We start from the raw sequence: 26,269 nt of genomic DNA on the forward strand, positions 1-26,269 counted from the left end.
ACAAATGGCTACAAAAAAGCTACAGACAAAAAAACGCCCCGAACCAGTCGGGGCGTTTTCACGAGGATGCGGCCTCGGATTCACTGCGGATTAGCGAACACCGTCCTGGCGCAAAGCGGCCGGGGTGAAGTCGCTGGTGGTGGCGGTGAAGCCGAAGTCATACGCCTGCTTCTCTTCGTTCTTCATGCCCAGTGCCAGATAGCGGCCGGACTGCAGGTCGTAGAGGGTTTCCAGCGCGTACCACGGCACTTGCTTGTCGTAGTAGTTCTCGGCGTGTGCCTCGGCTACGCGCCACAGTTGACCGCGACCGTCGTAATGGTCGATTACCGCGGCCTGCCAGGTATCTTCATCGATGTAGAAGTCACGTTTGGCGTAGATGTGGCGCTGACCTTCCTTCAGGGTCGCCACCACGTGCCAGACGCGACGCAGCTCGTAACGCGCAAGATCCTGGTTGATGTGGCCGGCCTTGATGATGTCGGAGTACTTCAGCTTCGGATCGTCGAGCTTGTAGCTGTCCGAGGCGATGTACATCTCTTTCTTGCCTTCAAGCTTCCAGTCGTAGCGGTCCGGCGCACCGTTGTACATGTCGAGGTTGTCGGAGGTCCGCAGGCCATCCGCCGCCGTACCCGGCCCGTCATAAGACACTTGTGGCGCACGGCGCACACGGCGCTGACCAGCGTTGTAGACCCACGCCGAACGTGGTTCTTTAACTTGGTCAAGCGTTTCGTGTACCAGCAGCACACCACCGGCCAGACGTGCCGGCGCGGTCACTTTCTGCTTGAAGTAGAACAGGATGTTGCCCGGGTTTTTCGGGTCGTAGTCCTTCATCTTGTCGCGGAACACGAACTGGTCCTGGAAGTACACCAGACTGTACGAGCCATTCGGCTGTGGCGTCGCCTGGGTCACCAGACGGGTCACGCTGCCGCCGCGATAGCGGGTGATGTGGTTCCAGATGACTTCCACACCGGTTTTCGGAATCGGGAACGGTACGGCGGTTTCAAAGTTTTCCAGACCGTTGCCACCGGACACCAGATTGGTGGTCGTGGCGTTTTTCTTGATCGAGGCGAACACCTCATCCGGCACGGTGGCGCCGCGATGGGACGGATACACCGGCATTTTGAAGGTTTCCGGGTAGCGCTTGAACATCGCGTACTGGCCCGGTGCAAGTTTATCCTTGTACTTGTCGGCATCTTTCGCGGTGATGGTGAACAGCGGCTGTTCACTGGCGTACGGGTTGGACAGGAAACCTTTGCTGTCGACGCTGCCGGCATTCTTCGGCAGCGGCTTCCAGGCCGGAATCGAACCGTCGGCATTACCGGCCATTTCGGCGCCCATCGGGGTCAGGCTCTTGCCCAACTTGTCGGCTTCGGCAGCAGGCACTGCGGCCATGACACTGGTCGCCAGCAGCGACAGGCCCAGAACACCGGCGTGGAACAGACTCTTTGTTATTTTCATAAATTCGTTCGTCCTGAAATGCAGTGCTTAGAAGTTCACGCCGAAGCTGAGCGCAACGAAGTCGCGGTCATCCACGGTGGTGTACTTGCCGTCGAAGAAGTTGGTGTAAGCCAGGCTCGCGGTGTAGGTGTTCTGGTACTCGGCATCGACGCCCAGGCTGACGGCTTTGCGACCTTCCTCGAAGTTGCCGCCAGGGCCTGGCGAGTAGCCGCTGACGTCGTGCGACCAAGCCACGTTAGGCTTGAGGTTCACGCCGGCGAAGACGTCGTTGTATTCCCAGATGGCGCGACCGCGGTAGCCCCACGACATCGATGTGGTGAAGCCGTCGTTGTCGCAATTGCGGCTGCGGTTGTTCTGCGGCGAGCCCGGCCCGGCACCATTGATGGTGCTGGCATTGAGGATGTTGGCGCAGGTGTTGGTGGTACCCGTGGCCGGCAACTCACCCGGGCCATACACCGGATCGCGGCCATAACGCTTGTCGGACCGGCTTTCCAGCCCGCCGACGTAGGTCGCGCCGACTTCACCGACGAGGGTCAGACGGCTGGCGCCCATGACCTGGTCGAAGAAGTGTGTGAAGGTCGTTTGCAGTTGGGTGATTTCCTTACGCTCGTAGCCATGCAGATCCTGGCCAGGAACGCCAGTGAGCAACGAAGCGTTGGTCAGCGCGCCGCCCAGCGGACGTACCCCGGCGAACAGGATATCGGTGGAGTTCAGTTGCACCGGTGCGTTCGGGCGATAGCTGATTTCACCGCTCCACGCCGTACCGGTAGGCAAGGTGGTGGAGAAGCTCAGGCCGTAGAGGCGAATGTCTTCCGGGTATTCAATGAAGTAATTCGAGTTACCCGCCACCAGCAGTGGTGCGAGGGCAGCGAACGGTCCTGGCAAAGACGCTGCGGTGTTGTAGACCGACTGTGGCGCACCGGTGGCACTGAAGATCGGCGCACGGCTGTGGTAGTTCATGAAGTACGCGCCGAACTCGGTATCCAGTGGCTCGAACATGTACTTCAGGGACGCGCCCCACTGACCGCTGTCACGGGCATCACGATCCGGGCCACGACGCACCAGAACGCCTTCCTGGTCTACGTTGACACCGTTGGCAGCCAACGGCCCCAAAGCGATGGCCGGGATTTGTGAACGCTTGTTCAGCACCCGCAGGTTGTCGTTGCAACCGTCGGCAACGATGTCCGGCTGCGAGAAGAACGTGCCGCAGTTGTCGACGACGGTCTGGTCCCACTCAAGCTGATAGAACGCTTCGGCCGAGAGGTTCTCGGTCAGGCTCTGGGACACGTAGAACATGTTGACCGGGATCAGGCCTTCCTTGATTTCGGCGCCCGGACGACGGAATGCAGACACGTCGATCGGGTTGATGGAGTTGATGCCGCCGCCGATGAAGGTACTTTCACCCCAGCTCACCACCTGCTTGCCCAGACGCACGGAACCCGGCTGATCGGCGATGGAGTAGTTGTGGTAGACGAAGGCGTCGAGGATCTGCGCGCCGGACGACTTGGCGCCCTCTTTGCGACCCGAATCGCTGATGTCCTTGAACTCGCGGCTTTCGTCCTTGAGTTCAAAGTCGTACCAGTATTTGCCACGGACGAACACGCCGGTGTCGCCGTATTTCAATTCAAGGTCATGGATACCCTTGAAGATCTTCGAAAAGGTTTCGCCACTCTTGAAGTTGGCGTGGCCGTCGTCGGAAGTCTGCGACAGCCCCTGACCGCCGTTGTTGACGCCGATGAGGTTCTTGTTCGGGCTCTGAGTAGACCAACTGGCACCGATCGACAGGGAAGAGTCGAACTGGCCTTCGATTTCACCGACGTTGAAACTGACGCCGAATGCAGGCCCGGCGAGCGAGGAGGCAAGACTGACCGCCAGAGGCAGTTTCGCCCGGCGCCAGAACTGGTTTACTGAGGTCATCGACGCTACTCCATGTGCATTATTGTTATGGCAGTGAGTACTTTTAAAAACGTCTGAAGGACCGGATGCCAACGGCTGTCCGATGTCACTCCAAAAATGCATCGCCCCGTTTTGTGCGTGTGCCCCGTTCTTAAAAATCCTTGAGCGGACTATAGCCAGCAGGTGGTACTGCTTGATCCCTCTAAAGTGTGATTTGCAGCCGCCAACCACTCTGGAACAGTCCTTTCGCCAGTCCGACAGATGTCGGCACGGCAAGGATGGCTGATTTTTTCGATTTCACAAGCCAAGCGCTTGCTTGGTGGGTCTGGCGCGCCGTTTTCGGCGCGCCAGAGACACTTAAAGTGTCGAGAGGAAGGTGCTGTTATTGGCCTGCCATTCGGTGATGTCGAGGCGGATGCGCTTCTTGTCGAGCTTGCCAACGCTGGTCTTGGGAATTTCCGTAACAACGGCAATCTGGCTTGGAATCGCCCACTTGCTCAGGTGCCCCAGTTCGACGAACGGCTTGAGGTGTTCCTTGAGCTCACGTGCCCCGATTTCATGACCTTCGCGGATCACCAGCAGGGCAAACGGGCGCTCGCCCCACTGCGGATCGGCGATGCCCACCACTGCTACTTCGCGTACCGCCACATGACGGCTGATCAGGTCTTCGAGGTCGAGCGAAGAGATCCACTCGCCACCGGTCTTGATCACGTCCTTGATGCGGTCGCGGATGTCGATCACGCCCATGCTGTCGAGCGTCGCAACGTCACCGGTGTGCAGCCAACCGCCGGCCCACAGCTCGGCGCCCTTCTGCGGCTCGTTGAAATAGCCTTCGGTCAACCACGGTGCGCGCAGCACCAGCTCGCCCTGAGTCTCGCCGTCCGCCGGGAGAAAGTTGCCCTCAGCATCGACGATGGCAGCTTCCACCAGCGGCCCCGGCACACCGGCCTTGATCCGATAAGTGGTGCGTTCGTCTTCGGTGCCAGCCATCAACTCATCGTTGAGGTGCGCACATGAGACCAGCGGCCCGGTTTCCGACATGCCGTACGCGGCGGTGAGCTGAATGCCGCGAGCCTTGGCGGTTTCATACAAGGTGCGATTGAGTGCGCTGCCACCAATGACGATTTTCCAGCCGCCAAAATCGTTGCCCTGCGCACCTTTGGCGTTGAGCAGCATTTGCAGGATGGTCGGCACGCAATGGGAGAATGTGACCTTCTCCTTGCGCCACAGCTCCACCAGAAACTCCGGGTCGTAACGTCCCGGGTAAACCTGCTTGAGCCCAAGCATGGTCGCCACGTAAGGCAGGCCCCAGGCGTGCACGTGAAACATCGGTGTGATCGGCATGTACACGTCGTTGGTGCCGAGCAGGCGCACGCTGTCGATCGAGCCCATGATCGTCGACACGCCCATCGTGTGCAGCACCAGTTGCCGATGGGTGAAGTACACGCCTTTCGGGTTGCCGGTGGTGCCGGTCGTATAGAACGTGGTGGCGACCGAGTTTTCGTCGAAATCCTGGAAATCGTACTGCGGACTGGCTGCGGCCAGCAGTTGCTCGTACTCGCCGACCAGATTTGGCAGCTCGGCGGTTTTTTCCGGCAGGTCGGTCAGCAGCAGGGTTTTGTCGACCGTGGTCAGGTGCGGCGCGATGGCCTGGTACAGCCCGACGAACTCGCTATTGACCAGCACAAAGCGGTCCTCGGCGTGGTTCATGGTGTAGAGAATCTGTTCCGGCGACAGACGCACATTGATGGTGTGGATCACCGCGCCGATCATCGGAATGGCAAACATGCATTCCAGGTAACGATGGCTGTCCCAGTCCATCACCGCCACGGTGTCACCGGCCTTGACTCCGGCAGCCGTCAGCACGTTGGCCAGCCTTGCGACACGCTCGATCAGGGTCGGATAGCTGTAGCGCAACTGGTCACGGTAGATGATCTCGCGGGTTTTCTCGTAACGGGCGCCGGACATCAACAGCCGTTTAATCAGCAATGGATACTGGTAAGCCCCATCGGCCGGGGGAATGACGCGAGTCTGCAACATAAGAATCCCTTTTCTGACTGCACGGTGTTAGGCGAAGAGTTTTGTACTCTAGATCGCTTATACGCCAGTCAAATCAGCCGAAGGAATGATTTGCACAGCCGTACAAATGCTAGCTTTGCGCCAGCATTTGCCGCTTTTCTATCGCTCAATGCATCTCGGTAAACGCGATTTTCACGCCGAGAGCGATCAATACCGCACCCATGGTGCGGTCGAACCAGTGGCCCATGCGGGCGAAACCGGCGCGTACGCGTTGTTGGCTGAACAGCATCGCCACCAGGCAGAACCAGACGGCCGTCGCGACAGCCAGATAAACGCCGTAACCGGCCTGCACCGATAGCGGCGTGTGCGGATTGATCACCACGGTGAACAGCGACAGGAAAAACAGCGTGGCTTTCGGGTTCAGACCATTGGTCACGAAACCCGAGGTGAAGGCACCACGCGCTGTGCGAACACCCGCTTCCTTGTGCAAATCGTCGGTGACGGTTTTCGCCGGTTGCGCGCGCAAGGCCTTGAAGCCGATATACACGAGGTATGCGGCAGCCGCCCATTTCAAAGCGTTGAACAGGACAATCGACTGCGACACGATCAGGCCGATGCCGAGTAGCGAATAACCCACATGCAGGAAAATCGCCGTGCCGACACCCAGTGCCGTCCATGTGCCCGCGCGGCGACCATGGGTCACGCTCTCGCGCACCACCACGGCAAAGTCCGGGCCGGGGCTGGCGACGGCCAGCAGGTGGATCAATGCAACGGTCAAGAACTCGGTCCAGTACATGGGGGCTCCTTTCGGCCAAGCGTAACGTTTTGTTTCATCTGGTAGGCTCGGCAGATTACGCCTTCCGTTCAACGCACAAAAGGTACAGTTGATGACGAACCCGCGCCGCGCCGTATTCCTCGATCACCCTTCGCTGGATCTTGGCGATCTCGACCTCAGCCCGTTGCGCACCTGCTTCAGCGACCTGCAACTGTTCGCCCAGACCCTGCCGGAACAAGTGGCCGAACGCTTGCGGGGCGCAACAGTTGCGATCACCAACAAGATCAAGATCGACGCCGCCGCCATGGCCGCCAACCCGGATCTGAAACTGATCCTGATCACCGCCACCGGTACCAACAACGTCGATCTCGCGGCTGCTCGCGCCCATGGCATCACCGTATGCAACTGTCAGGGTTATGGCACCCCGTCGGTGGCGCAACACACGATCATGCTGTTGCTCAACCTCGCTACACGCCTGGCCGATTACCAGAAAGCCGTCGGTGAAGGCCGCTGGCAGCAGGCGAAACAGTTCTGTCTGCTCGACTACCCGATTGTTGAACTGGAAGGCAAAACCCTCGGGCTGCTCGGTCATGGTGAGTTGGGCGGCGCCGTCGCACGGTTGGCTGAAGCCTTCGGCATGCGCGTGTTGCTCGGGCAGATTCCGGGACGCCCTGCCCGGCCGGATCGCCTGCCGCTGGATGAACTGTTGCCACAAATCGACGCCCTCACCCTGCACTGCCCGCTCAACGAGCACACCCGCCACTTCATCGGCGCCCGCGAACTGGCGTCAATGAAGCCCGGCGCGTTCGTGGTCAACACCGCCCGTGGCGGATTGATTGATGAACAAGCCTTGGCCGATGCCTTGCGCGCCGGTCATCTCGGCGGCGCTGCTACTGATGTACTCAGCGTCGAGCCGCCAACCCAAGGTAATCCGCTGCTGGCCGCCGACATTCCGCGCCTTATCGTCACGCCGCACAACGCTTGGGGCAGTCGCGAAGCCCGGCAGCGCATCGTTGGCCAATTGACCGAAAACGCCCAGGCGTTCTTCAGCGGTAAGGCGCTACGGGTCGTCAGTTGATAAACTGCGGCACTTTTTTTTGAGGAGCAGTTATGGATCCGCGCAGTGAAGTACTGCTTCGTCAGGCCGAGTTATTTCAGGGTTCACTGTTGTTGGCAGGCTTGCCTGCCGACGATTTGCTCGGGCGCCTGCCCAACGCCTTTGGCTGGTGCTGGCACGCCGGCGACCAAGCCGCGCTCGACTCTCGCTTCGAAGGCCGCAGCCATTTTGGTGTGAACATTCCCGAGCGCGCGTTCGACAGCACTGTGGTGTTTTTGCCCAAGTCCAAGGACCTGACCGATTACGTCCTCAACGCCGTGGCCGCACGTCTGGCCGGTCGTGAAGTGTTTCTGGTCGGGGAAAAACGCAGCGGCATCGAAGGCGCCTCCAAGCAACTCAACCCGTTCGGCAAGCCACGTAAACTCGACAGCGCACGTCACTGCCAACTGTGGCAAGTGACGGTCGCTAATGCCCCTGAAGCCAAATCGCTGGAAAGTCTGGCGCAAACCTATGAATTGCCGCTGGCCGAAGGCCCGTTGAAAGTCATCAGCCTGCCGGGTGTGTTCAGCCACGGTCGACTGGATCGCGGCAGTGCCTTGCTGCTGGAGCATCTGGACAAACTGCCAAGCGGTCATTTGCTCGACTTCGGTTGTGGCGCAGGTGTATTGGGCGCTGCGGTCAAACGTCGCTATCCGCACAATCAGGTGACATTGCTCGACGTCGACGCGTTTGCCGCCGCCAGCAGCCGTCTGACCTTGGCGGCCAACGGTCTGGAAGCCGACGTGCTGACCGGCGACGGGATCGATGCGGCGCCCATGGGTTTGAGCGCCATTCTGAGCAATCCCCCGTTCCATGTCGGCGTGCATACCGACTATTTCGCTACCGAAAATTTGCTGCGAAAAGCGGCCAAACATCTGAAAAACGGCGGCGAACTGCGCTTGGTCGCGAACAGTTTCCTGAAGTATCAACCACTGATCGAAGAGCATCTTGGGGTCTGTGCGATCAAGGCCGAAGGCAATGGCTTCCGGATTTACCGGGCCAAACGCGGCTGAAGTTTCTTTTCAAAAAGAGGCTTGCTCTATCGGATTTGCCTAGGCAGAATCCGCTCCGTCCTAGGGGAGTAGTCTCCCACGAGCGCCAAGCTCGTCCGGCATACGTCAACATACTTGATCCTCAGATCATGGCGTATGCGACCCAAGCGTCCGCACCAGACGGATCGCAGGGTTTGACAAGACCTATGACACGCACACCTTACCCGGGGCGGGAAGGCTGTACGTGTCATAGCCGTGTCGACCCGCCCCTTAGGAAAATCCTGATGCTGGACTCGTTACTCGTTCCCACCGCAATCGTTGCCTTGGCCGAAATCGGCGACAAGACGCAACTGCTCGCGCTGATTCTCGCCGCTCGCTTCCGCAAACCCTGGCCGATCATTGCCGGGATTGTCGCCGCGACCTTGGCCAACCACGCAGCAGCCGGTGCGGTCGGTGCCTGGTTCGGCAGTTTCTTCTCGGATTCGGTGCTGCACTGGATTCTCGCCGCGAGCTTCGCTGCCACTGCGCTGTGGACACTGGTCCCGGACAAGATGGATGACGATGAAGCGAGCACCGCGCGCAAGTTCGGACCGTTTCTGACCACGCTGATCGCGTTCTTCCTTGCGGAAATCGGTGACAAGACGCAGATCGCCACGGTGATGCTGGCGGCGCAATATCCTGAGTTGTGGCTGGTGATTATCGGCACCACCCTGGGCATGTTGATTGCCAACGTGCCGGTGGTATTGGCGGGTAACTTTGCCGCAGACAAACTGCCGCTGACCCTGATCCGTCGCCTGGCGGCTTCGGCATTCCTGATTCTGGCGATCGTTGCGGTGTACAAGGCGATGCAGAGCAGTGGCTGGGTTTAAACATGCCAACACCGCTCGTTCCCACGCAGAGCGTGGGAACGATCACCACCTCTAGGCTAAGTCCGACTCAGGACTTCGGTGCTTTCTCGTACAGCGGCATGACTTTCGGAATCGCCGCCTGCAACGAAGCAATACGGCTGGTCGACGCCGGGTGAGTGCTCATGAACTCCGGTGGCGAACCTTCCGAGGCCTTGCTCATCTTGTTCCACAGGGTGATCGCCGCGTTCGGGTTGTATCCGGCACGGGCGGCCAGTTCCAGCCCGATCAGGTCGGCTTCGTTTTCGTTGGCACGGCTGTTAGGCAAGGTCATGCCGTAGTTGGCCACGGTGTCGGCCAGCGCCAGGCTGTCCTGACCCAAGCCAAACAAAGCACCCGCACCCTGCTTGGCCATCTCCATACCGTATGCCTTGGACATCGCTTCACGACCATGCTCGCGCAAGGCGTGGGCGATTTCATGGCCCATGACTGCGGCGATTTCATCGTCGGTCAGTTTCAGGCTGTCGATCAGCCCGGTGTAGAAAATGATCTTGCCGCCGGGGCCGCAGTTGGCGTTGAGCTCATCGCTCTTGATCAGATTGACTTCCCATTTCCACTGAGCGGCATCCGGACGGAAGTTCGGCGCCTGGGCGATCAGGCGGTTGGCAATGGCCTGAACCCGCTTGGCTTCCGGGCTGGTCTTGTCCAGCACGCCTTTGCTCGATGCTTCGCCGACGGTCTTCTGATACGACTGGGCATACATCTGGTCGACCTCTTGCGAGGACAGCATGCTGAACATGTACTGCTTGCGCTCCACGCCCACGGCGCCGCCGCTGGTGGTGTTGACCGACTGACAACCGGCCAGCAACAGCGCTGCGCTCAGTGCACTTACAACCAATGTCTTGTTCATTAAAAAGCTCCCTGAAAACCTGTCGCGTATCGTAGGCGGGTAATTGTATCGGCGCCAGATACAACGGACGTGTTGCACCGACTTTCAGAAGTTTCCCACCCGCGCTGTCGTAAAAAATTCACAGCGACCGGCAAGCCCCGGCAACTACGTCGCATACCGATCCATTTGCGACATCCCCGCCTGATCACGCCTTGCACCACTCATGGCTCATTGCCCGCTGCCGATACAACAGCGCAGACGTCCTCTTGCGTGCGGAGCTCCCATGAAGTTCAAGTCGATCCAGTTTTCCGTTGCCGCTCTGGCCGGCGCCATCGTTCTCAGCGTGGTCGCCGCGCTGGTGTTATATGCGCTGTTCTCCGGCGCCCGCACCCAAGAGATGGTGCAGCAGCGCACTCAGGCCCAGTTCGAGCAAGTCATCGAACAGCGCCTGACTTCGCTGGCGCAGACCCAGGTCAGCCAGATCCAGCGCGAACTCGAAGCGCCGTTGTTGATTGCCGGTGGGCTGGTGCGGGTCAATGCCCTGCTCGGCGCGCCGGGTGCCGATGGCCAGCCGCGACTGACCGTCAGCCGTGAGCAACTGATCAGCCTGATCAAAGAAAACGTCGAAAAGAACCCGAAGATTCTGGGTACTTACATCGGCTGGGAAAAAAACGCACTGGACCACAATGACGCAGCCTACGTCGGCACTAGCGTAGTCGGTATCGATTCGGCCAACGGGCGCTTCCTGCCATGGTGGTTCCGCAATGACGACGGCACCCTGGGCCTGGACAAACTGGTGGACGTCGACGACCAGAAAGTCCTGTCCACCGGCGTGCGTGCCAGCGAGTACTACCTGTGCTCGAAAGAGAGTAAAAAATCCTGCGTGATCGATCCGGCGCCCTACAAGGTCGGCGACAAGATCGTCATGCTCGCCTCGTTTATTGAACCGATCATGCTCGACGGCGCGTTCCAGGGCATCGTTGGCGCCGACCTGTCGGTGAACTTCATTCAGGAAATGCTCCTCGCTGCGAACCAGAAGCTGTACAGCGGCGCCGGGCAAATGGCCCTGGTCGGCAGCAACGGGCGGATCGTTGCCTACACCAAGGACCCGAGCAAATTCGGCGAGAAGGTCAGCGACATTCTCGACGCCGAGCAGATCGCCAACATGGCCAATCTCAAGCGCGGCGAAGTCACCTACTCCGTCGACAAGGACAAGGGCCGGATCGAACTGTACCTGCCGTTCGGCATCGGCCAGACCGACGCACGCTGGACGCTGATGCTGCAACTGCCGCTCGACGCGGTGATGGCCGACTTGCAGAAACTGCAGGCCGACCTCGACGCCCAGCGCAAATCCGACACCTTCGGCATGGCCATGGTCGGCCTGATCATTGCCGGCATCGGCCTGCTGGTGATCTGGCTGGTGGGCCACGGCATCGCCCGACCGCTGAAGCAAATGGTCGCCATGCTGGATGACATCGCTCAGGGCGAAGGTGATCTGACGCGTCGTTTGAGCAGTGATCGCAGCGATGAACTGGGCTCGATCGCCAAGGGCTTCAACACTTTCCTGAGCAAGTTGCAGGCGATGATCACGCAAGTGGTGACGTCGGTGCAGAGCGTCAGTGATTCTTCCGAACACACGGCCGACATCGCGATTCGCACCAACATCGGCATACAGAAACAAATGGCCGAGATCGAGCAGGTCGCCACTGCCGTGCACGAAATGACCGCTACCGCGCAGGACGTCGCGCGCAATGCGACCCAGGCTGCGCAAGCCGCCAGTCATGCCGATCAGGCCGCCAGCCAGGGCATGCAGATCGTCCGTGATACTTCGAATTCGATTGGCGTGCTAGCTGTGGAAATCGGCAAGGCTGTGGACGTGGTGCAAACACTGGCCAAGGACAGCGAGAACATCAACGCGATCCTTACCGCGATTCGCGGGATTGCCGAGCAAACCAACCTGTTGGCGCTTAACGCGGCCATCGAGGCGGCGCGCGCCGGGGAACAGGGTCGTGGTTTTGCCGTGGTCGCGGACGAAGTGCGCAATCTGGCGCAGAAGACCCAGAAAGCCACCGAAGAAATCCAGTCCATGATTCAGCAACTGCAACAAGGCACCCGCGACGTGGTGCGGGTCATGGAAGACAGCCAGAATCGCACCGACGAAAGCGTGCAGCACGCGGCAAAAGCGGCCGAGGCGCTGGAGACGATTACTCAGGCAGTGTCGGTGATCAATGACATGAACACGCAGATTGCCAGTGCGGCCGAGGAGCAGAGTGCGGTCGCCGATGACATCAACCGCAACGTGATCAATATCGGGCAAGTGGCCAATGAAGTGGCGGGCGGCGCGGATGAGTCGAGTTCGGCGAGTGCCGATCTGACCAAATTGGCGGAGCAACAGCGACGGTTGATCAATCAGTTCAAGGTCTGAAAAACGAAGAGCCCCTCACCCCGGAGTCAAACACTCCGGTCCATTGAGCTTCGGATCATTCACCAGATTCGCCAACACCCGCTCGCGCAACGCGGCGGGTTCACTGGCCAGCAGCGCCTGCAAGGTATGCAGCGGCGTCTCGGGATCGAGCCAGGCCGCCTGCCCCGCCTCATCCAGAATCAACGGTCGTCGCTGACTGGCCGCTGACTGAGTGATCACCGCCGTGCTCAGCCACACCTGCTCCTGCACCGGATACGCTTCCCAGATCGCCGCAAAAAACAGCGAAGAGCCCTCACCCGGCGTCAGCCAGTACGGGCGCTTGCGCTGGGTCCCGCGCCATTCATAAAAACCGTTGGCCGGCAGCAGGCAACGACGCAGACGCAAGGCTTCACGAAACATCGGCTGCTCGGCCACCGTTTCCGCCCGGGCGTGGGCCGGGGTACGCGACAGATCGGTCAGCCACGGCGGCGTCAGCCCCCAGCGCGCACGGGCCAGAGTGCGTTCGCCATCTTCACCGGCACGCAGCATCAACACCGAATCGTTGGGGGAAATGTTCCACTGCGCCAGTTGATCGGCGGGAAAACCTGGCAGCGCCGCGAAGTCGCGGTTCCAGCGAAACAGGGCATAACGTCCACACATGGGGCAACACGTCTCACAAATAAAACGAACGTCAGCCTAACAGACCAGCGTACCGGGGAAGCTCTCCGGTTCATCGCCGGGTAGCGGCAGCGCGGCATTGTACGCGGTGATCAGTTCAAGCGCGTATTCGGCCTTATCATTGTCGACCGACAGCCCCAACAGGCCAAAGATCGGCAACTCGCCCGTGCCGCCGAGCAGATCCCGCCCCATCAGGTGCGCCTCGATGCCTTCGCTGGCAAGCATGCCCTTGAGCATCTCGCCTTCCATCAGGTTTTCCGGCTCGTAGATTCGCTGCATGGGCGCCCCTCATTCGTTTTCGCTGAAGACTTCCAGGTGCCACTCATCCTCGTGAACCTGTAATACAAACGTGATCGGTCGACAACACACCTGACAGTCCTCGATGTAGGTCTGATCACCGCCGGACAGGTCCACTGTCGTCTCGACCTCTTCACCACAATACGGACATTCATACAGTGCGCTTTCCAGCATCGCGGTCTCCCAAGTGACTTGTGCGTATAATCGCCGGTCTATTTGCAGGGCTATTTTTGTCTGGCTACTTTTTCAGACCGTGCCCCGTTGGTTTTCGATCAAAACCTTTACTTACCCTAGCCGTTTCCAACAAGAGAGCATGATGGGCGAATTCGATGCCATCCGACCTTACGACGACAGCGAAGTACCTGCGGTACTGGCAAGACTGCTCGGCGACAAGGCGTTTCTAGATATCCTCACCCACTTCCGCTTCCCGCGTTTTGCCGGTGCCTTCGGCTGGATGCTCAAACCACTTATAGCCCATCGGCTGCGTCGTGAGTTCGCCGATGTGACGTCAGTGGCGACCTTGCAGGACAAAGTCGAGTTCTACGTCGACCACACCATCGAGCGCGCCACCGATGGCGTGACCTATACCGGTGTCGAGCAATTCAAGTCCGGCAGCGCGTATCTGTTCATCGCCAATCACCGCGACATCGTGATGGACCCGGCCTTCGTCAACTACGCCGTGTATCACGCCGGCCTGCCGACGCCGCGCATCGCGATTGGCGACAACCTGCTGCAAAAGCCGTTTGTCAGCGATCTGATGCGCCTGAACAAAAGCTTCATCGTTCACCGCTCGATCACCGGACGCCGCGAGAAAATGGCTGCGTACCAATTGCTGTCGGCCTACATCAACCACTCGATCCGCAACGACTGCGCCTCGATCTGGATCGCTCAGGCCGAAGGTCGGGCCAAGGACGGCGACGACCGTACCGAGTCGGCGATCCTCAAGATGTTCCACATGAGCCGCAAGGACGAGCCATTCGGTGAAGTCATTCAGTCGCTGAACGTCACCCCGGTGTCGATCAGCTACGAATACGACCCGTGCGACCAGGCCAAGGCCCGCGAGCTGTATATCCGCGCCACCACCGGCACCTACGCCAAGGCGCCGGGCGAAGATGACGTGAGTATCGCCAAGGGCATCACCGGCTACAAAGGCCGGGTGCACGTGAACTTTGCCGCGCCAATCACCGATCTGTTCGAAGACACCAAGCAATTGGCGGTCGAGATGGACAAGCAGATTCTCGGCGGTTATCGCCTGTTCCCGGTGCATTACCTGGCGTATGCGCAGTGGGCGGATGCTGATCCGCAGTTGAACGTGCCGAAGGCTGCCGAGGTGTTCCCGGCGGATGAACTGGCCAAGGCGCAGGAAGAGTGGCAGCAACGGTTGGACGCCTGCCCTGAAGAGCATCGTCCGTATCTGGTGCTGCAATATGCGACGCCGGTGCGCAATCAGTACCGGGTCAAGGCTGGGTTGGCGCTGTAAGCGCTTTCGGCAAGGTACAAAAACGGCGCCCTCGAGCGCCGTTTTTTTATGCCGCCAATCATCAGAAGCGGGTGCTGACCCACGAAATGAGCAGCGCCAGCCCCAGGCAGGCAAAGCCGAAGCGATAGAAAAACCGGTTCATGCGCAACGTTGCCCAATCGAGGATCGGCTCGGCGTTCGGCTGCGCCTGGCGCTGGGCCGCAATACTGGCCATTGCGCGTTGTTCACGGCGGCGAGTCGCGTGCAGCAGCCAACTGCCCGGGAAGGCCAGCAGCAGGGCCAACAGATTGATCAATTTGGCGGGATGGGCGGTAAACAGCGTCATCAAATGCAGCGACATCACAGACCTCAAACTTAATCGGTGTGGCAGGCGCCAGACCGACGACTGCGGCGGGATTCTACCGAAACCGGCCCCCGACGCCTCCCTTTTACGACAAATAACCCATCAATCGACCGATGGCTGTCCTGTGTCACGGCTTCGTCATTTACATCGGCCACCATGCGCGCCTCGAAACACACATGGAATGCGACATGCTTCACGCTGAAAACCAGGACCGTCTCTACCTCATCACCCCATCCGACGAACAGCAGAGCCTCGTCGGCAGCCTTGCCTTCAATGTTCAGGATCGCCATTGGCTGGTGTATTGCGCACTGGGCGGGCATCAACATGCGGATTTGCCCGAGACGGATTTGCTGACTGGGGTCAGCGTGCTCGATTTCTATTCGCAAGCTGCGTGAGTCAAGAGCCCCTCACCCTAACCCTCTCCCGGAGGGAGAGGGGACTGACCGAGATGAATATTTAAGTTACGTCGACCTGAAATATCGAGCCGTACTCAAGCCTTGAAAAGCCCCCAATCGGCTCCCTTCCCCCTCGCCCCCCTGGGGGAGAGTGCTGGGGTGAGGGGGATGGATCTTCCAGACAACCCGAATCCAGAACCTGCACACATGAAAAAGCCCGGAACCATCACTGGCCCCGGGCTTTTTCACATCTGGCGAATGCCTTATTCAGCAAGCACCTGCCCAACAGTCGGATCCTTGAACAGACGCGTCAACGCATCGCTCAACACGTCACTCACCAGTTTGGTGTTGGTTTCCTGATTCGGCGCCATGCCGAAACGCTGGTCCAGCGATGCGCCGTAACGGCCGCTGTAGCGGCGGTTGGCGTTCTGTACGTCGGAGCGGAAGGTTGCGCCGATGGTCGCTTCGGTCACGTACATGCCTTCTTTAGGCGACTGATATTTCAGTTCCGCCAGGGTCACGGTCAACTGGGGAGCATTCGGCGCGTTGTTGGTCGGGGTGAACCCGAGCAGACGCACGGCGGCTTCAGCCTGAGCCTGCAACTTCGGCAGGATCTGCTCGCGTTGCACGGTGATGGCGCTGGTTTCCGGGTAAAGACCACCACGGGTGCCCAGGGTTGGCGACGGACGACCGTCAACCACACGCACTACCACAGGCTGGCCACGGCCGACGGCTGGCAATTGCGTGGTCAGCTTCGGTTCCGGACTCAGTTGTTGCGGGCTGTGGGCGCAGCCGGCCAGAGTCAAACCGGCCACAGTGATCAAACCGAACAACAGGCGTTGCAACATGCTCTTCTCTCCAGAATCAGGCACAAACAGGCCGGCAGTATAGCGGTGGGCCACTGCGGGTCACCAGCATCGCGAGGTGAATACTGAAATGTCTGACAAACCCTGTCGAAAGCGGTTCCTGTCACACATTCTTCACCACCCATACACCTTGACGTCACGGGTCGCTGGCAATCTTCAAACCAGTCCTCCAACAAGGTACTCGGCCATGCGTTATCTGATCTCGTTGTTCGCCCCACGCCCACTGCACCGCAGCTTCGCCCTGCTCGATCGTAACGGCCATTGTCAGGCGTTCAAGCAGTGCAGCCTGCAACCAATGGGCGATGGCTGGGTGGAAATCGAAGAAATCCGCCTGCAGTGGTTGAACCAGCCGCTGCCCGCCAGCGCCCGGGTCGTACCGCGACAAATGCGCGCACGGGCTCAAGTGCAGTTGACCATCTGACCGGACGGCTAATAAAAGTCATTAAACACAACCAACTCCGCGCATTTCTTCGATACAATCTCCCCCCGATTATAAGGACGTCTCCTGATCGGGCCCCGCAACAGCGTCAATGCGCTTGCATCGACATCAAAAATCGCCCACAGAGAGCCGCCCACACAGATCGAGTGAAGTTGGCGCGCTTGCCTGTTCTTCCGGCAAAACCCCGCTTTTCGCGAATCTGCAGAGCTGTCATGACGCTCGGTCACTGAGCTGTTTTGCCTTCACGGGCACGGTGCCAGGCTTCGACAGCCCTTTTTTGAGGTTCACGTCTTCAAAAGAGCGTGAAAAAAACGGGTTTTCACAACTTCACAAGAGTGTGGCGAGCAAATGAATAGTTTTGCGTCTGAACATGCACCATTAGCGTCTGAAACAGCCCAACGACACAGGACCGGGTACACCTCGAATATCGGAGCCTGAAGCCTGTCCGCTACGGATTTGGTTGCACAAAATGGATGTCTCGACCATAAGTCGAATTGCCAGCCGCGCGCTGAAATGAGTTCATGGAACTCTTGAAGCCTGGCCGCATGCATCCATCGAAGTTGCGAAAAATTGCGAAGATTCGGACATGGCGAACTGACCCTCGTTACCTGGGGCATCACTGACCTGCCCCTGAACGCCTGGCAGCCATGCCGACAATTTGGTGCTGCAGATTTTGGAGACGCGTTAAATGGCGCATAACGAAGCAGTCGACGTAGTACTGGTTGGGGCCGGCATCATGAGTGCCACCCTTGCCGTGCTGCTCAAAGAGCTCGATCCGGCGATCAAGCTGGAAGTTGTCGAGCTGATGGATTCCGGTGCTGCGGAGAGTTCCAACCCGTGGAACAACGCCGGTACCGGTCACGCTGGCCTGTGCGAGCTGAACTACACGCCGCAGGCTGCCGATGGCAGCGTCGACATCAAGAAAGCCGTGCACATCAACACCCAGTTCGAAGTGTCCAAGCAGTTCTGGTCGTACCTGACCAAGAAAGGCACCTTCGGCTCGTGCAAGTCCTTCATCAGCCCGGTGCCGCACCTGAGTTTTGTCCAGGGTGACAAAGGCGTTTCGTTCCTTAAGGAACGCTTTGACGTGTTGAGCAAGCACCACGCTTTCTCCGACATGGAATACACCGAAGACAAAGCCAAGATGGCCGAGTGGATGCCGCTGATGATGCCGGGCCGCTCGCCGGACGAAGTGCTCGCTGCCACCCGCGTGATGAACGGCACCGACGTCAACTTCGGCGCCCTGACCAATCAGTTGCTCAAGCACCTGACCAGCGCACCCGACGCCCAGGTCAAATACTGCAAGCGCGTGACTGGCCTCAAGCGTAACGGCAACGGCTGGACCGTCAGCATCAAGGACGTCAACAGCGGCAGCAGCCGTGAAGTCGACGCCAAATTCGTCTTCCTCGGCGCCGGTGGCGCGGCACTGCCGTTGCTGCAAGCCTCTGGAATCGAAGAAAGCAAAGGCTTCGGCGGCTTCCCGATCAGCGGCCAGTGGCTGCGTTGCGACAACCCGGACGTGGTCAAACACCACCAGGCCAAAGTCTACAGCCAGGCCGCCGTGGGTTCGCCGCCGATGTCGGTGCCGCACCTGGACACCCGCGTGGTCGATGGCAAGAAATCCCTGCTGTTCGGGCCATACGCCGGTTTCACCACCAAGTTCCTCAAGCACGGCTCCTTCATGGATCTGCCGATGTCGGTTCGCGCCGGCAACATCGGGCCGATGCTGGCGGTGGCGAAAAACAACATGGACCTGACCAAGTACCTGGTCAGCGAAGTGATGCAGTCGATGGAGCAACGTCTTGAGTCCCTGCGCCGTTTCTACCCTGAAGCGAAAGCTGAAGACTGGCGCCTGGAAGTGGCCGGCCAACGGGTGCAGATCATCAAGAAAGACCCGAAAAAGGGCGGCATCCTGCAATTCGGTACCGAACTGGTGGCTGCGAAGGACGGTTCCCTCGCTGCTCTGCTCGGCGCATCCCCAGGTGCCTCGGTAACCGTTTCGATCATGCTGGAACTGATCGAGAAGTGCTTCCCGGGCAAGGCCAAGGCTGAATGGGCTGGCAAACTGGCCGAAATCTTCCCGGCCCGTGAAAAAGTACTGGAAACCGATGCTGCGCTGTATCGCAAGATCAACACGCAGAACAACATCGCACTGGAACTGGTTGAAGAAAGCAGCGAGACCCCAAGCTACGCTTGATCTAGCGGCATAAAAAACGCCCCGTACTCAGTGAGTGCGGGGCGTTTTTTTATGCCTTGAGAAAACCTTAGCCGCGGCTTTTTTCGATCAGCTCGATGTAGTCCGGGGCGTTTCGCTGATCCTTGATCACCTCAACGAAAGTCTGGCCCTGCTCATCCTTGCCATCGACGTCGTAGCCAGCGGCAACGAAGAACGTCAGAAACCGCTCGAAATCATCAATGCGCAAGCCACGATAAGCCTTGATCAGTTTGTGCAGCGACGGCGAGGTGGCGTCGACCGGTTCAAAATCGAGGAACAGCTTGATCTGCTCATCGCCGATCTCGTCACCAATCACTTGTTTCTTATCTTTACGCATTGCCGACTCCAGCTCGCAGACATTTCACGGGCGGGCAGTTTACCCCTGCCCCGCCGCCGGGCTCAACGCGCGCGCACGCTGCCGGTGTGCAAATCGGCCCAGATATGGCCGTTGGCGTAACTGAGGAACTGCACATAGACGGTGTCGTTACGCAGCAGATCGATCACCACGCGGTATTGGGCGAGCGGGTAAAACAGGTTCAGGGTTTTGCTTTTTTCGTCGTAAAGCGGCTTTTTCAGGCTTTTGCTTTCACCATCGAAACTGACCAGCACCTGAGTTATCGTCGCGCCCTTGTTCAGGGACTTGCCCTTGAGACGGATCATCAGCGACGAAGTGACCGGAATCGGCTGCTGATTGGATTGGCGTTGCGCACCGACGACCACCGAATAATCGGTGACTTGCAGCAGTTGCTGCTGTTCCGGCTCGGCATCGCGAAGGGTCAGGTCATCCGGCGGCAGGAATTGACTGTGCATCGGCGCGGCGGACAGAGGCAGGCTGAGGGTCAGCAACAGGGCGGCAAAGCTGCGGATCAAGAGGCTCATGGCTGGCTCCGGGGACGGGCCGAGCACTCTAGCATGGGATTAAAAGCAAAAGATCGCAGCGTTCCGCAGCTCCTACAGGTTTACATCAATCCCATGTAGGAGCTGCCGAAGGCTGCGATCTTTTGATCTTGCTTACATGCCTTTAACGGCAAAGATCCCGTTGGCGTTGCGCCAGTAGCCTTTGTAGTCCATGCCGTAACCGAAGATATAACGGTCGATGCACGGCAGACCGACGAAATCGGCTTTCAGGTCAGGACGTGCCTTGCGGTCGTGATCCTTGTCGATCAGCACGGCGGTGTGCACTTTGCGCGCGCCAGCGTGTTTGCAGAAGTCGATGATCGCGCCCAGGGTGTGACCTTCGTCGAGGATGTCGTCGATGATCAGTACGTCGCGGTCGATGAACGAGACTTCCGGCTTGGCTTTCCAGAACAGATCGCCGCCGCTGGTTTCGTTGCGATAACGGGTGGCGTGCAGGTAGGACGCTTCCAGCGGGAATTGCAGATGGGTCAGCAGTTTGCCGGAGAAGATCAGGCCGCCGTTCATCACGCAGAACACCACCGGGTTGCTGTCAGCCAGTTGCTCGTTGATTTGTGCACCGACGCGGGCGATGGCCGCCTCGACTTCAGACTCGGTGTACAGGCAGTCAGCCTCTCGCATGATTTGACGGATATGCTCGAGATCAGCGGACATGGCGCTCTCCGGGGGGGTTGTGGGTGGGGGGTATGGCTGCGAAAAGCGGGCAAAGGTACGCATCTCGCACGGCTGAATCAAGCCTTTATGGACTAACGTACTCAATGTCCTATAGGACATCACCCTCGGATAGATTAATCTAGGCCGGTTTTTTTGCCCGCCGCCGGAGCCTTTCCCATGCCCATCCTCGAGATCCGCCATCCGCTGATCCGTCATAAACTCGGCCTGATGCGCCGCGCTGACATCAGCACCAAGAATTTCCGCGAGCTCGCTCAGGAAGTCGGCGCACTGTTGACCTATGAAGCTACAAAAGATTTGCCGCTCGAATCCTACGATATTGAAGGTTGGTGCGGCACCGTGTCGGTCGAGAAAATCGCCGGCAAGAAGATCACCGTCGTGCCGATCCTGCGCGCCGGCATCGGCATGCTCGAAGGCGTGCTGAGCCTGATCCCGGGTGCCAAGGTCAGCGCTGTGGGTGTTGCCCGCAACGAAGAAACCTTGCAAGCCCACACTTATCTGGAAAAACTGGTTCCGGAAATCAACGAACGCCTGGCCATGATCATCGACCCGATGCTCGCTACCGGCAGCTCCATGGTTGCGACCATCGACCTGCTGAAAAAGGCTGGCTGCAGAGATATCCGCGCCATGGTGCTGGTTGCCGCGCCGGAAGGCATTGCCGCAGTAGAAAAGGCTCACCCGGACGTGACCATCTACACCGCTTCCATTGATGAACGCTTGAACGAACACGGTTACATCATCCCAGGGCTGGGCGATGCCGGCGACAAGATCTTCGGCACCAAGCAGAAGGACGCGTGACCATGCAGCAAGAGTTCAACGATCCGCTCTGGCGCACGGTGCTGTCCGGCGCGCAGATGCTGTTCGTGGCTTTCGGCGCTCTGGTGCTGATGCCGCTGATCACCGGCCTGGACCCGAACGTGGCACTGTTTACCGCAGGTCTTGGGACGATTCTGTTCCAGATCGTCACCGGCCGTCAGGTCCCGGTGTTCCTCGCGTCGAGCTTCGCTTTCATCACCCCGATCATTCTCGCCAAGGGCCAGTTTGGCCTCGCCGCGACCATGGGCGGCGTGATGGCGGCTGGTTTCGTCTACACCTTCCTGGGCCTTGCGGTGAAGATCAAAGGCACAGGCTTCATCGACCGCCTGCTGCCGCCGGTGGTGATTGGTCCGGTGATCATTTCCATCGGCCTGGCCATGGCACCGATTGCCGCGAACATGGCAATGGGCAAGGCGGGTGACGGTTCCGAACTGATCCACTACCAGACCGCGATGATGATCTCGATGCCGGCGCTGCTGACCACGTTGATCGTGGCGGTGTTCGGTAAAGGCATCTTCCGTCTGGTGCCGATCATTTCCGGCGTGCTGGTCGGCTTTGGCATGGCGTTCTATTTCGGCGTGGTCGATACCGCGAAGATTGCCGCAGCTCCATGGTTTGCGATCCCGCACTTCACCGCACCGGAATTCAACTGGCAGGCGATTCTGTTCATCGTGCCGGTGGCATTGGCTCCGGCCATTGAACACATCGGCGGTGTGATTGCGGTGGGTAGCGTTACCGGTCGCGACTATCTGAAGAAGCCGGGCCTGCATCGCACCCTGCTCGGTGACGGCATTGCCACCACCGCTGCCGGCCTGTTCGGCGGCCCGCCAAACACCACTTACGCCGAAGTGACTGGCGCCGTGATGTTGACCAAGAACTACAACCCGAAAATCATGACCTGGGCGGCGATCTTTGCCATCAGCCTGGCGTTCGTCGGCAAGTTCGGTGCGCTGCTGCAAAGCATTCCGGTGCCGGTGATGGGCGGGATTCTGTGCCTGCTGTTCGGTTCGATCGCGGCAGTGGGGATGAACACCCTGATCCGTCACAAGATCGATCTGGGTGAAGCACGCAATCTGGTGATCGTTTCGGTGACGCTGGTGTTCGGGATTGGTGGTGTGCTGGTCGGCACCGGCACCGGCCCGGATGACTTCGGTCTCAAAGGCATCGCGCTGTGCGCGGTGGTGGCGATCGCGCTGAACCTGATTCTGCCGGGCAATGACGGCTGGAAGAACAAGAAGGCGGATGAGCCGTTGATCTAACCTCTGATCGTTCCCACGCTCTGCGTGGGAATGCAGCCCGTGACGCTCCGCGTCACTGGACGCAGAGCGTCCCTAGAGGCATTCCCACGCAGAGCGTGGGAACGATCACTACAGCGCCAAAGGCGCTCGCTCGCACAAGGTCGCCAACGCCTTCGCCCATTGCGGGTCATCATTCAGGCACGGCACCAGCAACAACTCCTCTCCCCCCGCCTCGCGGAACTGCTCCTTGCCGCGATCACCGATCTCTTCCAGTGTCTCGATGCAGTCGGCAACAAACGCCGGGCACATCACCAGAATCTTCTTCACACCGCTTTTCGCCAGCTCATCCAGCCGCGCTTCGGTATAGGGCTCGATCCACTTCGCCCGGCCCAATCGCGACTGAAAAGAGACAGACCATTTGCCCTCCGGTAACCCCATACGCTCAGCGAACAGGGCCGCCGTGCGCAAACATTGCGCGCGATAACAGGTTGCCAATACCGCAGGCGACGCATTCTTGCAGCAGTCTTCATTTTTGAAGCAGTGATTGCCGGTCGGGTCGAGCTTGGTCAGGTGCCGTTCCGGCAGGCCATGGAAGCTCAGCAGCAAGTGATCGTAATCCTGCTGCAAATGCGGCTTGGCACTGGCCACCAAGGCGTCGAGGTATTCCGGCTGATCGTAGAACGGCTGCAGCACCGAAATCTGCACATTGAGCTTCTTCGCGCGGATCACGCGCTTCGCCTCTTCGATCACCGTGGTGGTGGTGCTGTCGGCGAACTGTGGATAAAGCGGCGCCAGCGTGATGCGCTTGTGTCCCGCTGCTACCAGCCTTGTCAGGCACGTTTCAATTGAAGGCTCGCCGTAGCGCATCGCCAGATCGACCGGGCCGTGTTTCCACTGCGCTTTCATCTGCTCTTGCAGACGGCGGCTGAGTACCACCAGCGGCGAACCTTCGTCCCACCAGATAGAGGCATAGGCGTGCGCCGACTGCTCGGGCCGCTTGATCAGAATCAGCGAAACCAGCAAACGCCGCACCGGCCACGGCAGGTCGATCACGTACGGGTCCATCAGAAATTGATTGAGGTAACTGCGCACATCGGCCACCGAGGTGGAGGCCGGGGAGCCCAGGTTGACCAGAAGCAAGGCGTGATCGGTCATGCAACGTCCTATTTCAGAGGCGGCTGGAGAGATCGTCCAGAGCCGCGCGTAAATCCGTGAACTGGAAAGTGAAACCCGCTTCCAGCAAGCGTGCCGGCGTGGCCCGTTGGCCGCCCAGCAACAACAAAGACATCTCGCCGAGCCCCACCTTCAGTGCAAGGGCGGGCATCGGCATGAACGCCGGGCGGTGCAACACGCTGCCCAGCGTCTTGGCAAATTCACGATTGCGCACAGGTTTCGGCGCGCACGCATTATAAGGACCGCTCGCCTGATCGCGGTGCAGAAGAAAATCAATCAGGGCGATTTGATCGTCGATATGAACCCACGGCATCCACTGCCGACCATTGCCCAAAGGCCCGCCCAGCCCGAGCTTGAACGGCAGCAGCAAGCGCGACAAAAAGCCGCCCTCGGCCGACAGCACCAGACCGGTTCGCACCAGCACCACGCGGATGCCCAGCGACTCTGCGCGCAGGGCGGTTTCCTCCCAGGCGATGCACAACTGGCTGGCGAAATCGTCGATCACTGGCGGCGAGTCTTCGGTCAACTCGCGTTCACCACCGTCGCCGTACCAGCCGATGGCCGATCCCGAGATCAACAACGACGGCTGCTGCGCTCGGGTTTCGAGCCACGCCAAAAGGGTTTCCGTGAGCTTGATCCGGCTGCTCCACAGCAACGCCTTGCGGCGATGCGTCCACAGGCGGTCGGCGATCGGCGCGCCCGCAAGATTGACGATGGCGTCTACGGGTTCATCGCCGAGGTCTTCCAGGCGCGCAATGCCACGCACCTGCGCACCACAGATTTTCGCGACTTTTTCGGGGCGTCGACTCCACACCGTCAGGCGATGGCCCTGCTCCGCCCAATGCTGGCAGAGCTGCCGTCCTATCAAACCAGTACCGCCGGTCAGCAATATGTGCATGACATCTTCCTCGCGTGGCGTTTTACCCGGATCCCTAGTCTATTTTTAAAAGCAGGGATCTTTTCGAACGGGCAGGCTCTATTGTTTAACCATAGGCCAAGCTGTCAGAACGAGAACGCTAGAAGTTATACCAAAAAACAAAATTGTACAGGTTTCATCAACGGCGTAGTCTGTACAGAAAGGTAAACGAGGCCCCTATGACTGTACCTATCGCAATCATCGGCACCGGCATCGCCGGACTCTCGGCAGCCCAGGCTCTGACAGAGACCGGGCACACCGTTCAATTGTTCGATAAAAGTCGCGGCAGCGGTGGACGCATGTCGAGCAAACGCAGCGACGCCGGTTCGCTGGACATGGGCGCGCAATATTTCACTGCGCGCGACCGCCGTTTCGTCACCGAGGTTCAGCGCTGGCAAAGTCAGGGCTGGGTCGCCGAGTGGACACCGCAGCTCTATACCTTCCAGGGTGGACAACTGAATCTGTCGCCGGACGAGCAGACCCGCTGGGTCGGCGCGCCGCGCATGAGCGCGATCACCCGCGGCTTGCTCGACGGCATGGAAGTCCACTTCGCCTGCCGGATCACCGAGGTCCTTCGTGGCGAAGAACACTGGCATCTGCAAGACGCCGAAGGCTTCACCCACGGCCCTTTCAGCCATGTGGTGATTGCCACGCCAGCGCCTCAGGCCACGGCATTGCTCGCCGCTGCGCCGAAACTTGCCGGTGCCGCTGCCGGGGTGAAAATGGAACCGACCTGGGCCGTTGCCCTCGCCTTCGACACACCGCTGGATACGCCCATCGAAGGCTGCTTCGTGCAAGACAGCGCCCTCGACTGGCTGGCGCGCAACCGCAGCAAACCCGGACGCGACAACACCCTCGACACTTGGGTGCTGCATGCCACCAGCGCTTGGAGCCGGCAGCACATCGATCTGCCCAAGGAAGCCGTGATCGAGCAACTGCACGGCGCCTTTGCCGAGTTGCTGCACAGCGCCATGCCCGCCCCGACCTTCAGCCTCGCTCACCGCTGGCTCTATGCCCGCCCGGCAACAGGCCACGAATGGGGCACCCTGGCCGATGCCGATCTGGGTTTGTACGCCTGCGGCGACTGGTGCCTGTCCGGGCGCGTCGAAGGCGCCTGGCTCAGTGGCCAGGAAGCCGCGCGACGTCTGCACGAACACCTGCAATGAATCGCATCAATCCGCAAAAACTGCTGCTGTCGAAATGGACAGCAGCCCACCCGCAAAACCGTGAAAAACATTTTCTGGTCACCGAGCTGATCCGCGATGAGGAAGGCACGGTGCTCGAGGTTGAGTTGCAAGCAGTGCTCACGCAGCGCAGTGAGCGATTCGAGTGGCAAATCCTGAAAAATAATTCCGAGTGGATGCAAGGCTGGAAGTGAAACCTGCTCCCACACGGAATCACCTCCCCTGCAAAAACTTATACAAATGATTTGACTTGTACACCCATGAATCTATG

The 26,269-nt window shown here is 59.5% G+C and carries 27 protein-coding genes, 1 pseudogene and 1 riboswitch; of the genes and pseudogenes, 13 read left to right on the forward strand and 15 right to left on the reverse strand.

All coding sequences use genetic code 11. From position 1 onward, the window contains the following. Positions 1-90 precede the first annotated feature (90 nt). The 4 genes from IAI51_RS08310 to IAI51_RS08325 all read right to left on the reverse strand — a co-directional run bounded on the left by IAI51_RS08310 (position 91) and on the right by IAI51_RS08325 (position 6,166). Positions 91-1,455, reverse strand: a complete 1,365-nt coding sequence (locus tag IAI51_RS08310; protein WP_187678019.1) for a DUF1329 domain-containing protein — start codon at positions 1,453-1,455, stop codon at positions 91-93. 27 nt (positions 1,456-1,482) lie between these two features. After that, positions 1,483-3,372: a DUF1302 domain-containing protein gene (locus IAI51_RS08315; protein WP_187678020.1), complete on the reverse strand. Its 1,890-nt coding sequence runs from the start codon at positions 3,370-3,372 to the stop codon at positions 1,483-1,485. A gap of 336 nt (positions 3,373-3,708) precedes the next feature. Continuing rightward, on the reverse strand, positions 3,709-5,391 hold the full coding sequence (locus IAI51_RS08320) for a fatty acid--CoA ligase (protein ID WP_187678021.1): 1,683 nt from the start codon (positions 5,389-5,391) through the stop codon (positions 3,709-3,711). Positions 5,392-5,536: 145 nt separating this feature from the next. After that, positions 5,537-6,166: a LysE family translocator gene (locus IAI51_RS08325; protein WP_187678022.1), complete on the reverse strand. Its 630-nt coding sequence runs from the start codon at positions 6,164-6,166 to the stop codon at positions 5,537-5,539. Between the two features lie 91 nt (positions 6,167-6,257). Between IAI51_RS08325 and IAI51_RS08330 the strand changes: the two genes are divergently transcribed. The 3 genes from IAI51_RS08330 (at position 6,258) to IAI51_RS08340 (ending at position 9,102) form a co-directional block, all read left to right on the forward strand. After that, the gene (locus IAI51_RS08330; protein WP_187678023.1) at positions 6,258-7,223 is read left to right on the forward strand and encodes a 2-hydroxyacid dehydrogenase; all 966 of its coding nucleotides are present in this window, start codon (positions 6,258-6,260) and stop codon (positions 7,221-7,223) included. Positions 7,224-7,255: 32 nt separating this feature from the next. Further along, a complete protein-coding gene (locus IAI51_RS08335; RefSeq protein ID WP_187678024.1) occupies positions 7,256-8,254 on the forward strand; it encodes a class I SAM-dependent methyltransferase in 999 nt (332 codons plus the stop codon). 51 nt (positions 8,255-8,305) lie between these two features. Next, positions 8,306-8,428: riboswitch (yybP-ykoY riboswitch) on the forward strand. Between the two features lie 89 nt (positions 8,429-8,517). Beyond that, the gene (locus tag IAI51_RS08340) at positions 8,518-9,102 is read left to right on the forward strand and encodes a TMEM165/GDT1 family protein (RefSeq protein WP_187678025.1); all 585 of its coding nucleotides are present in this window, start codon (positions 8,518-8,520) and stop codon (positions 9,100-9,102) included. A gap of 67 nt (positions 9,103-9,169) precedes the next feature. Here IAI51_RS08340 and IAI51_RS08345 read toward each other — a convergent pair whose 3' ends face one another. After that, positions 9,170-9,988 (reverse strand): M48 family metallopeptidase, encoded by an 819-nt coding sequence (locus IAI51_RS08345; RefSeq protein ID WP_187678026.1) that lies wholly within the window; start codon positions 9,986-9,988, stop codon positions 9,170-9,172. Positions 9,989-11,339: 1,351 nt separating this feature from the next. Here IAI51_RS08345 and IAI51_RS28185 point away from each other — a divergent pair. Both IAI51_RS28185 and IAI51_RS28190 read left to right on the forward strand, forming a co-directional pair. Beyond that, positions 11,340-11,537, forward strand: a pseudogene (locus IAI51_RS28185) (HAMP domain-containing protein); the annotation flags it as partial. Between the two features lie 111 nt (positions 11,538-11,648). Continuing rightward, positions 11,649-12,392 carry a methyl-accepting chemotaxis protein gene (locus IAI51_RS28190; RefSeq protein ID WP_401271746.1) on the forward strand — a complete coding sequence of 248 codons (744 nt, stop codon included), beginning with the start codon at positions 11,649-11,651 and terminating at the stop codon, positions 12,390-12,392. Between the two features lie 15 nt (positions 12,393-12,407). On the opposite strand, the gene IAI51_RS08355 is transcribed toward IAI51_RS28190, so the two are convergent. From IAI51_RS08355 to IAI51_RS08365, 3 genes are read right to left on the reverse strand one after another with little or no spacing between them, the layout of a single operon-like run. Further along, entirely contained in the window at positions 12,408-13,031 is a 624-nt protein-coding gene (locus IAI51_RS08355) for an SOS response-associated peptidase (protein WP_187678028.1), read from the reverse strand. 36 nt (positions 13,032-13,067) lie between these two features. Continuing rightward, the gene (locus IAI51_RS08360; RefSeq protein ID WP_187678029.1) at positions 13,068-13,328 is read right to left on the reverse strand and encodes a putative signal transducing protein; all 261 of its coding nucleotides are present in this window, start codon (positions 13,326-13,328) and stop codon (positions 13,068-13,070) included. A gap of 9 nt (positions 13,329-13,337) precedes the next feature. After that, a complete protein-coding gene (locus IAI51_RS08365) occupies positions 13,338-13,520 on the reverse strand; it encodes a CPXCG motif-containing cysteine-rich protein (protein WP_095191731.1) in 183 nt (60 codons plus the stop codon). A gap of 142 nt (positions 13,521-13,662) precedes the next feature. Between IAI51_RS08365 and IAI51_RS08370 the strand changes: the two genes are divergently transcribed. Continuing rightward, on the forward strand, positions 13,663-14,826 hold the full coding sequence (locus tag IAI51_RS08370; RefSeq protein WP_187678030.1) for a 1-acyl-sn-glycerol-3-phosphate acyltransferase: 1,164 nt from the start codon (positions 13,663-13,665) through the stop codon (positions 14,824-14,826). Between the two features lie 61 nt (positions 14,827-14,887). On the opposite strand, the gene IAI51_RS08375 is transcribed toward IAI51_RS08370, so the two are convergent. Further along, the gene (locus IAI51_RS08375) at positions 14,888-15,166 is read right to left on the reverse strand and encodes a hypothetical protein (protein ID WP_095190593.1); all 279 of its coding nucleotides are present in this window, start codon (positions 15,164-15,166) and stop codon (positions 14,888-14,890) included. A 191-nt stretch (positions 15,167-15,357) separates the two neighbouring features. Here IAI51_RS08375 and IAI51_RS08380 point away from each other — a divergent pair, with 191 nt between their 5' ends. Further along, positions 15,358-15,564 carry a hypothetical protein gene (locus tag IAI51_RS08380; protein WP_047296561.1) on the forward strand — a complete coding sequence of 69 codons (207 nt, stop codon included), beginning with the start codon at positions 15,358-15,360 and terminating at the stop codon, positions 15,562-15,564. Positions 15,565-15,827: 263 nt separating this feature from the next. Here IAI51_RS08380 and IAI51_RS08385 read toward each other — a convergent pair whose 3' ends face one another. After that, on the reverse strand, positions 15,828-16,412 hold the full coding sequence (locus tag IAI51_RS08385) for a YajG family lipoprotein (protein WP_007912832.1): 585 nt from the start codon (positions 16,410-16,412) through the stop codon (positions 15,828-15,830). A gap of 205 nt (positions 16,413-16,617) precedes the next feature. Between IAI51_RS08385 and IAI51_RS08390 the strand changes: the two genes are divergently transcribed. After that, positions 16,618-16,851: a hypothetical protein gene (locus tag IAI51_RS08390; protein ID WP_187678031.1), complete on the forward strand. Its 234-nt coding sequence runs from the start codon at positions 16,618-16,620 to the stop codon at positions 16,849-16,851. Positions 16,852-17,557: 706 nt separating this feature from the next. After that, complete coding sequence (gene mqo / locus IAI51_RS08395) at positions 17,558-19,066, forward strand: malate dehydrogenase (quinone) (protein ID WP_187678032.1); 1,509 nt, start codon at positions 17,558-17,560, stop codon at positions 19,064-19,066. Positions 19,067-19,133: 67 nt separating this feature from the next. On the opposite strand, the gene IAI51_RS08400 is transcribed toward mqo, so the two are convergent. From IAI51_RS08400 to IAI51_RS08410, 3 genes are all read right to left on the reverse strand, one after another. After that, a complete protein-coding gene (locus IAI51_RS08400; protein WP_187678033.1) occupies positions 19,134-19,421 on the reverse strand; it encodes a PA4642 family protein in 288 nt (95 codons plus the stop codon). 62 nt (positions 19,422-19,483) lie between these two features. Next, on the reverse strand, positions 19,484-19,963 hold the full coding sequence (locus IAI51_RS08405; RefSeq protein WP_187678034.1) for a hypothetical protein: 480 nt from the start codon (positions 19,961-19,963) through the stop codon (positions 19,484-19,486). A gap of 132 nt (positions 19,964-20,095) precedes the next feature. Beyond that, complete coding sequence (locus IAI51_RS08410; protein WP_016987197.1) at positions 20,096-20,653, reverse strand: hypoxanthine-guanine phosphoribosyltransferase; 558 nt, start codon at positions 20,651-20,653, stop codon at positions 20,096-20,098. Between the two features lie 177 nt (positions 20,654-20,830). Here IAI51_RS08410 and upp point away from each other — a divergent pair, with 177 nt between their 5' ends. Both upp and IAI51_RS08420 read left to right on the forward strand, forming a co-directional pair. Beyond that, entirely contained in the window at positions 20,831-21,469 is a 639-nt protein-coding gene (gene upp, locus IAI51_RS08415) for a uracil phosphoribosyltransferase (protein WP_187678035.1), read from the forward strand. Positions 21,470-21,471: 2 nt separating this feature from the next. Beyond that, entirely contained in the window at positions 21,472-22,746 is a 1,275-nt protein-coding gene (locus IAI51_RS08420; protein WP_095190599.1) for a uracil-xanthine permease family protein, read from the forward strand. Positions 22,747-22,854: 108 nt separating this feature from the next. On the opposite strand, the gene hemH is transcribed toward IAI51_RS08420, so the two are convergent. Both hemH and IAI51_RS08430 read right to left on the reverse strand, forming a co-directional pair. Then, positions 22,855-23,880 carry a ferrochelatase gene (hemH, locus tag IAI51_RS08425; protein ID WP_187678036.1) on the reverse strand — a complete coding sequence of 342 codons (1,026 nt, stop codon included), beginning with the start codon at positions 23,878-23,880 and terminating at the stop codon, positions 22,855-22,857. 13 nt (positions 23,881-23,893) lie between these two features. Next, positions 23,894-24,796 carry a TIGR01777 family oxidoreductase gene (locus tag IAI51_RS08430; RefSeq protein WP_187678037.1) on the reverse strand — a complete coding sequence of 301 codons (903 nt, stop codon included), beginning with the start codon at positions 24,794-24,796 and terminating at the stop codon, positions 23,894-23,896. A gap of 197 nt (positions 24,797-24,993) precedes the next feature. Here IAI51_RS08430 and IAI51_RS08435 point away from each other — a divergent pair, with 197 nt between their 5' ends. After that, positions 24,994-25,980: an NAD(P)/FAD-dependent oxidoreductase gene (locus tag IAI51_RS08435; RefSeq protein ID WP_187678038.1), complete on the forward strand. Its 987-nt coding sequence runs from the start codon at positions 24,994-24,996 to the stop codon at positions 25,978-25,980. After that, positions 25,977-26,192 carry a TIGR02450 family Trp-rich protein gene (locus tag IAI51_RS08440; protein WP_187678039.1) on the forward strand — a complete coding sequence of 72 codons (216 nt, stop codon included), beginning with the start codon at positions 25,977-25,979 and terminating at the stop codon, positions 26,190-26,192. The genes IAI51_RS08435 and IAI51_RS08440 overlap by 4 nt, the downstream gene beginning before the upstream one ends. Positions 26,193-26,269: the final 77 nt, after the last annotated feature.

This window comes from Pseudomonas sp. N40(2020) (genome assembly GCF_014472415.1).
Taxonomy (GTDB): domain Bacteria; phylum Pseudomonadota; class Gammaproteobacteria; order Pseudomonadales; family Pseudomonadaceae; genus Aquipseudomonas.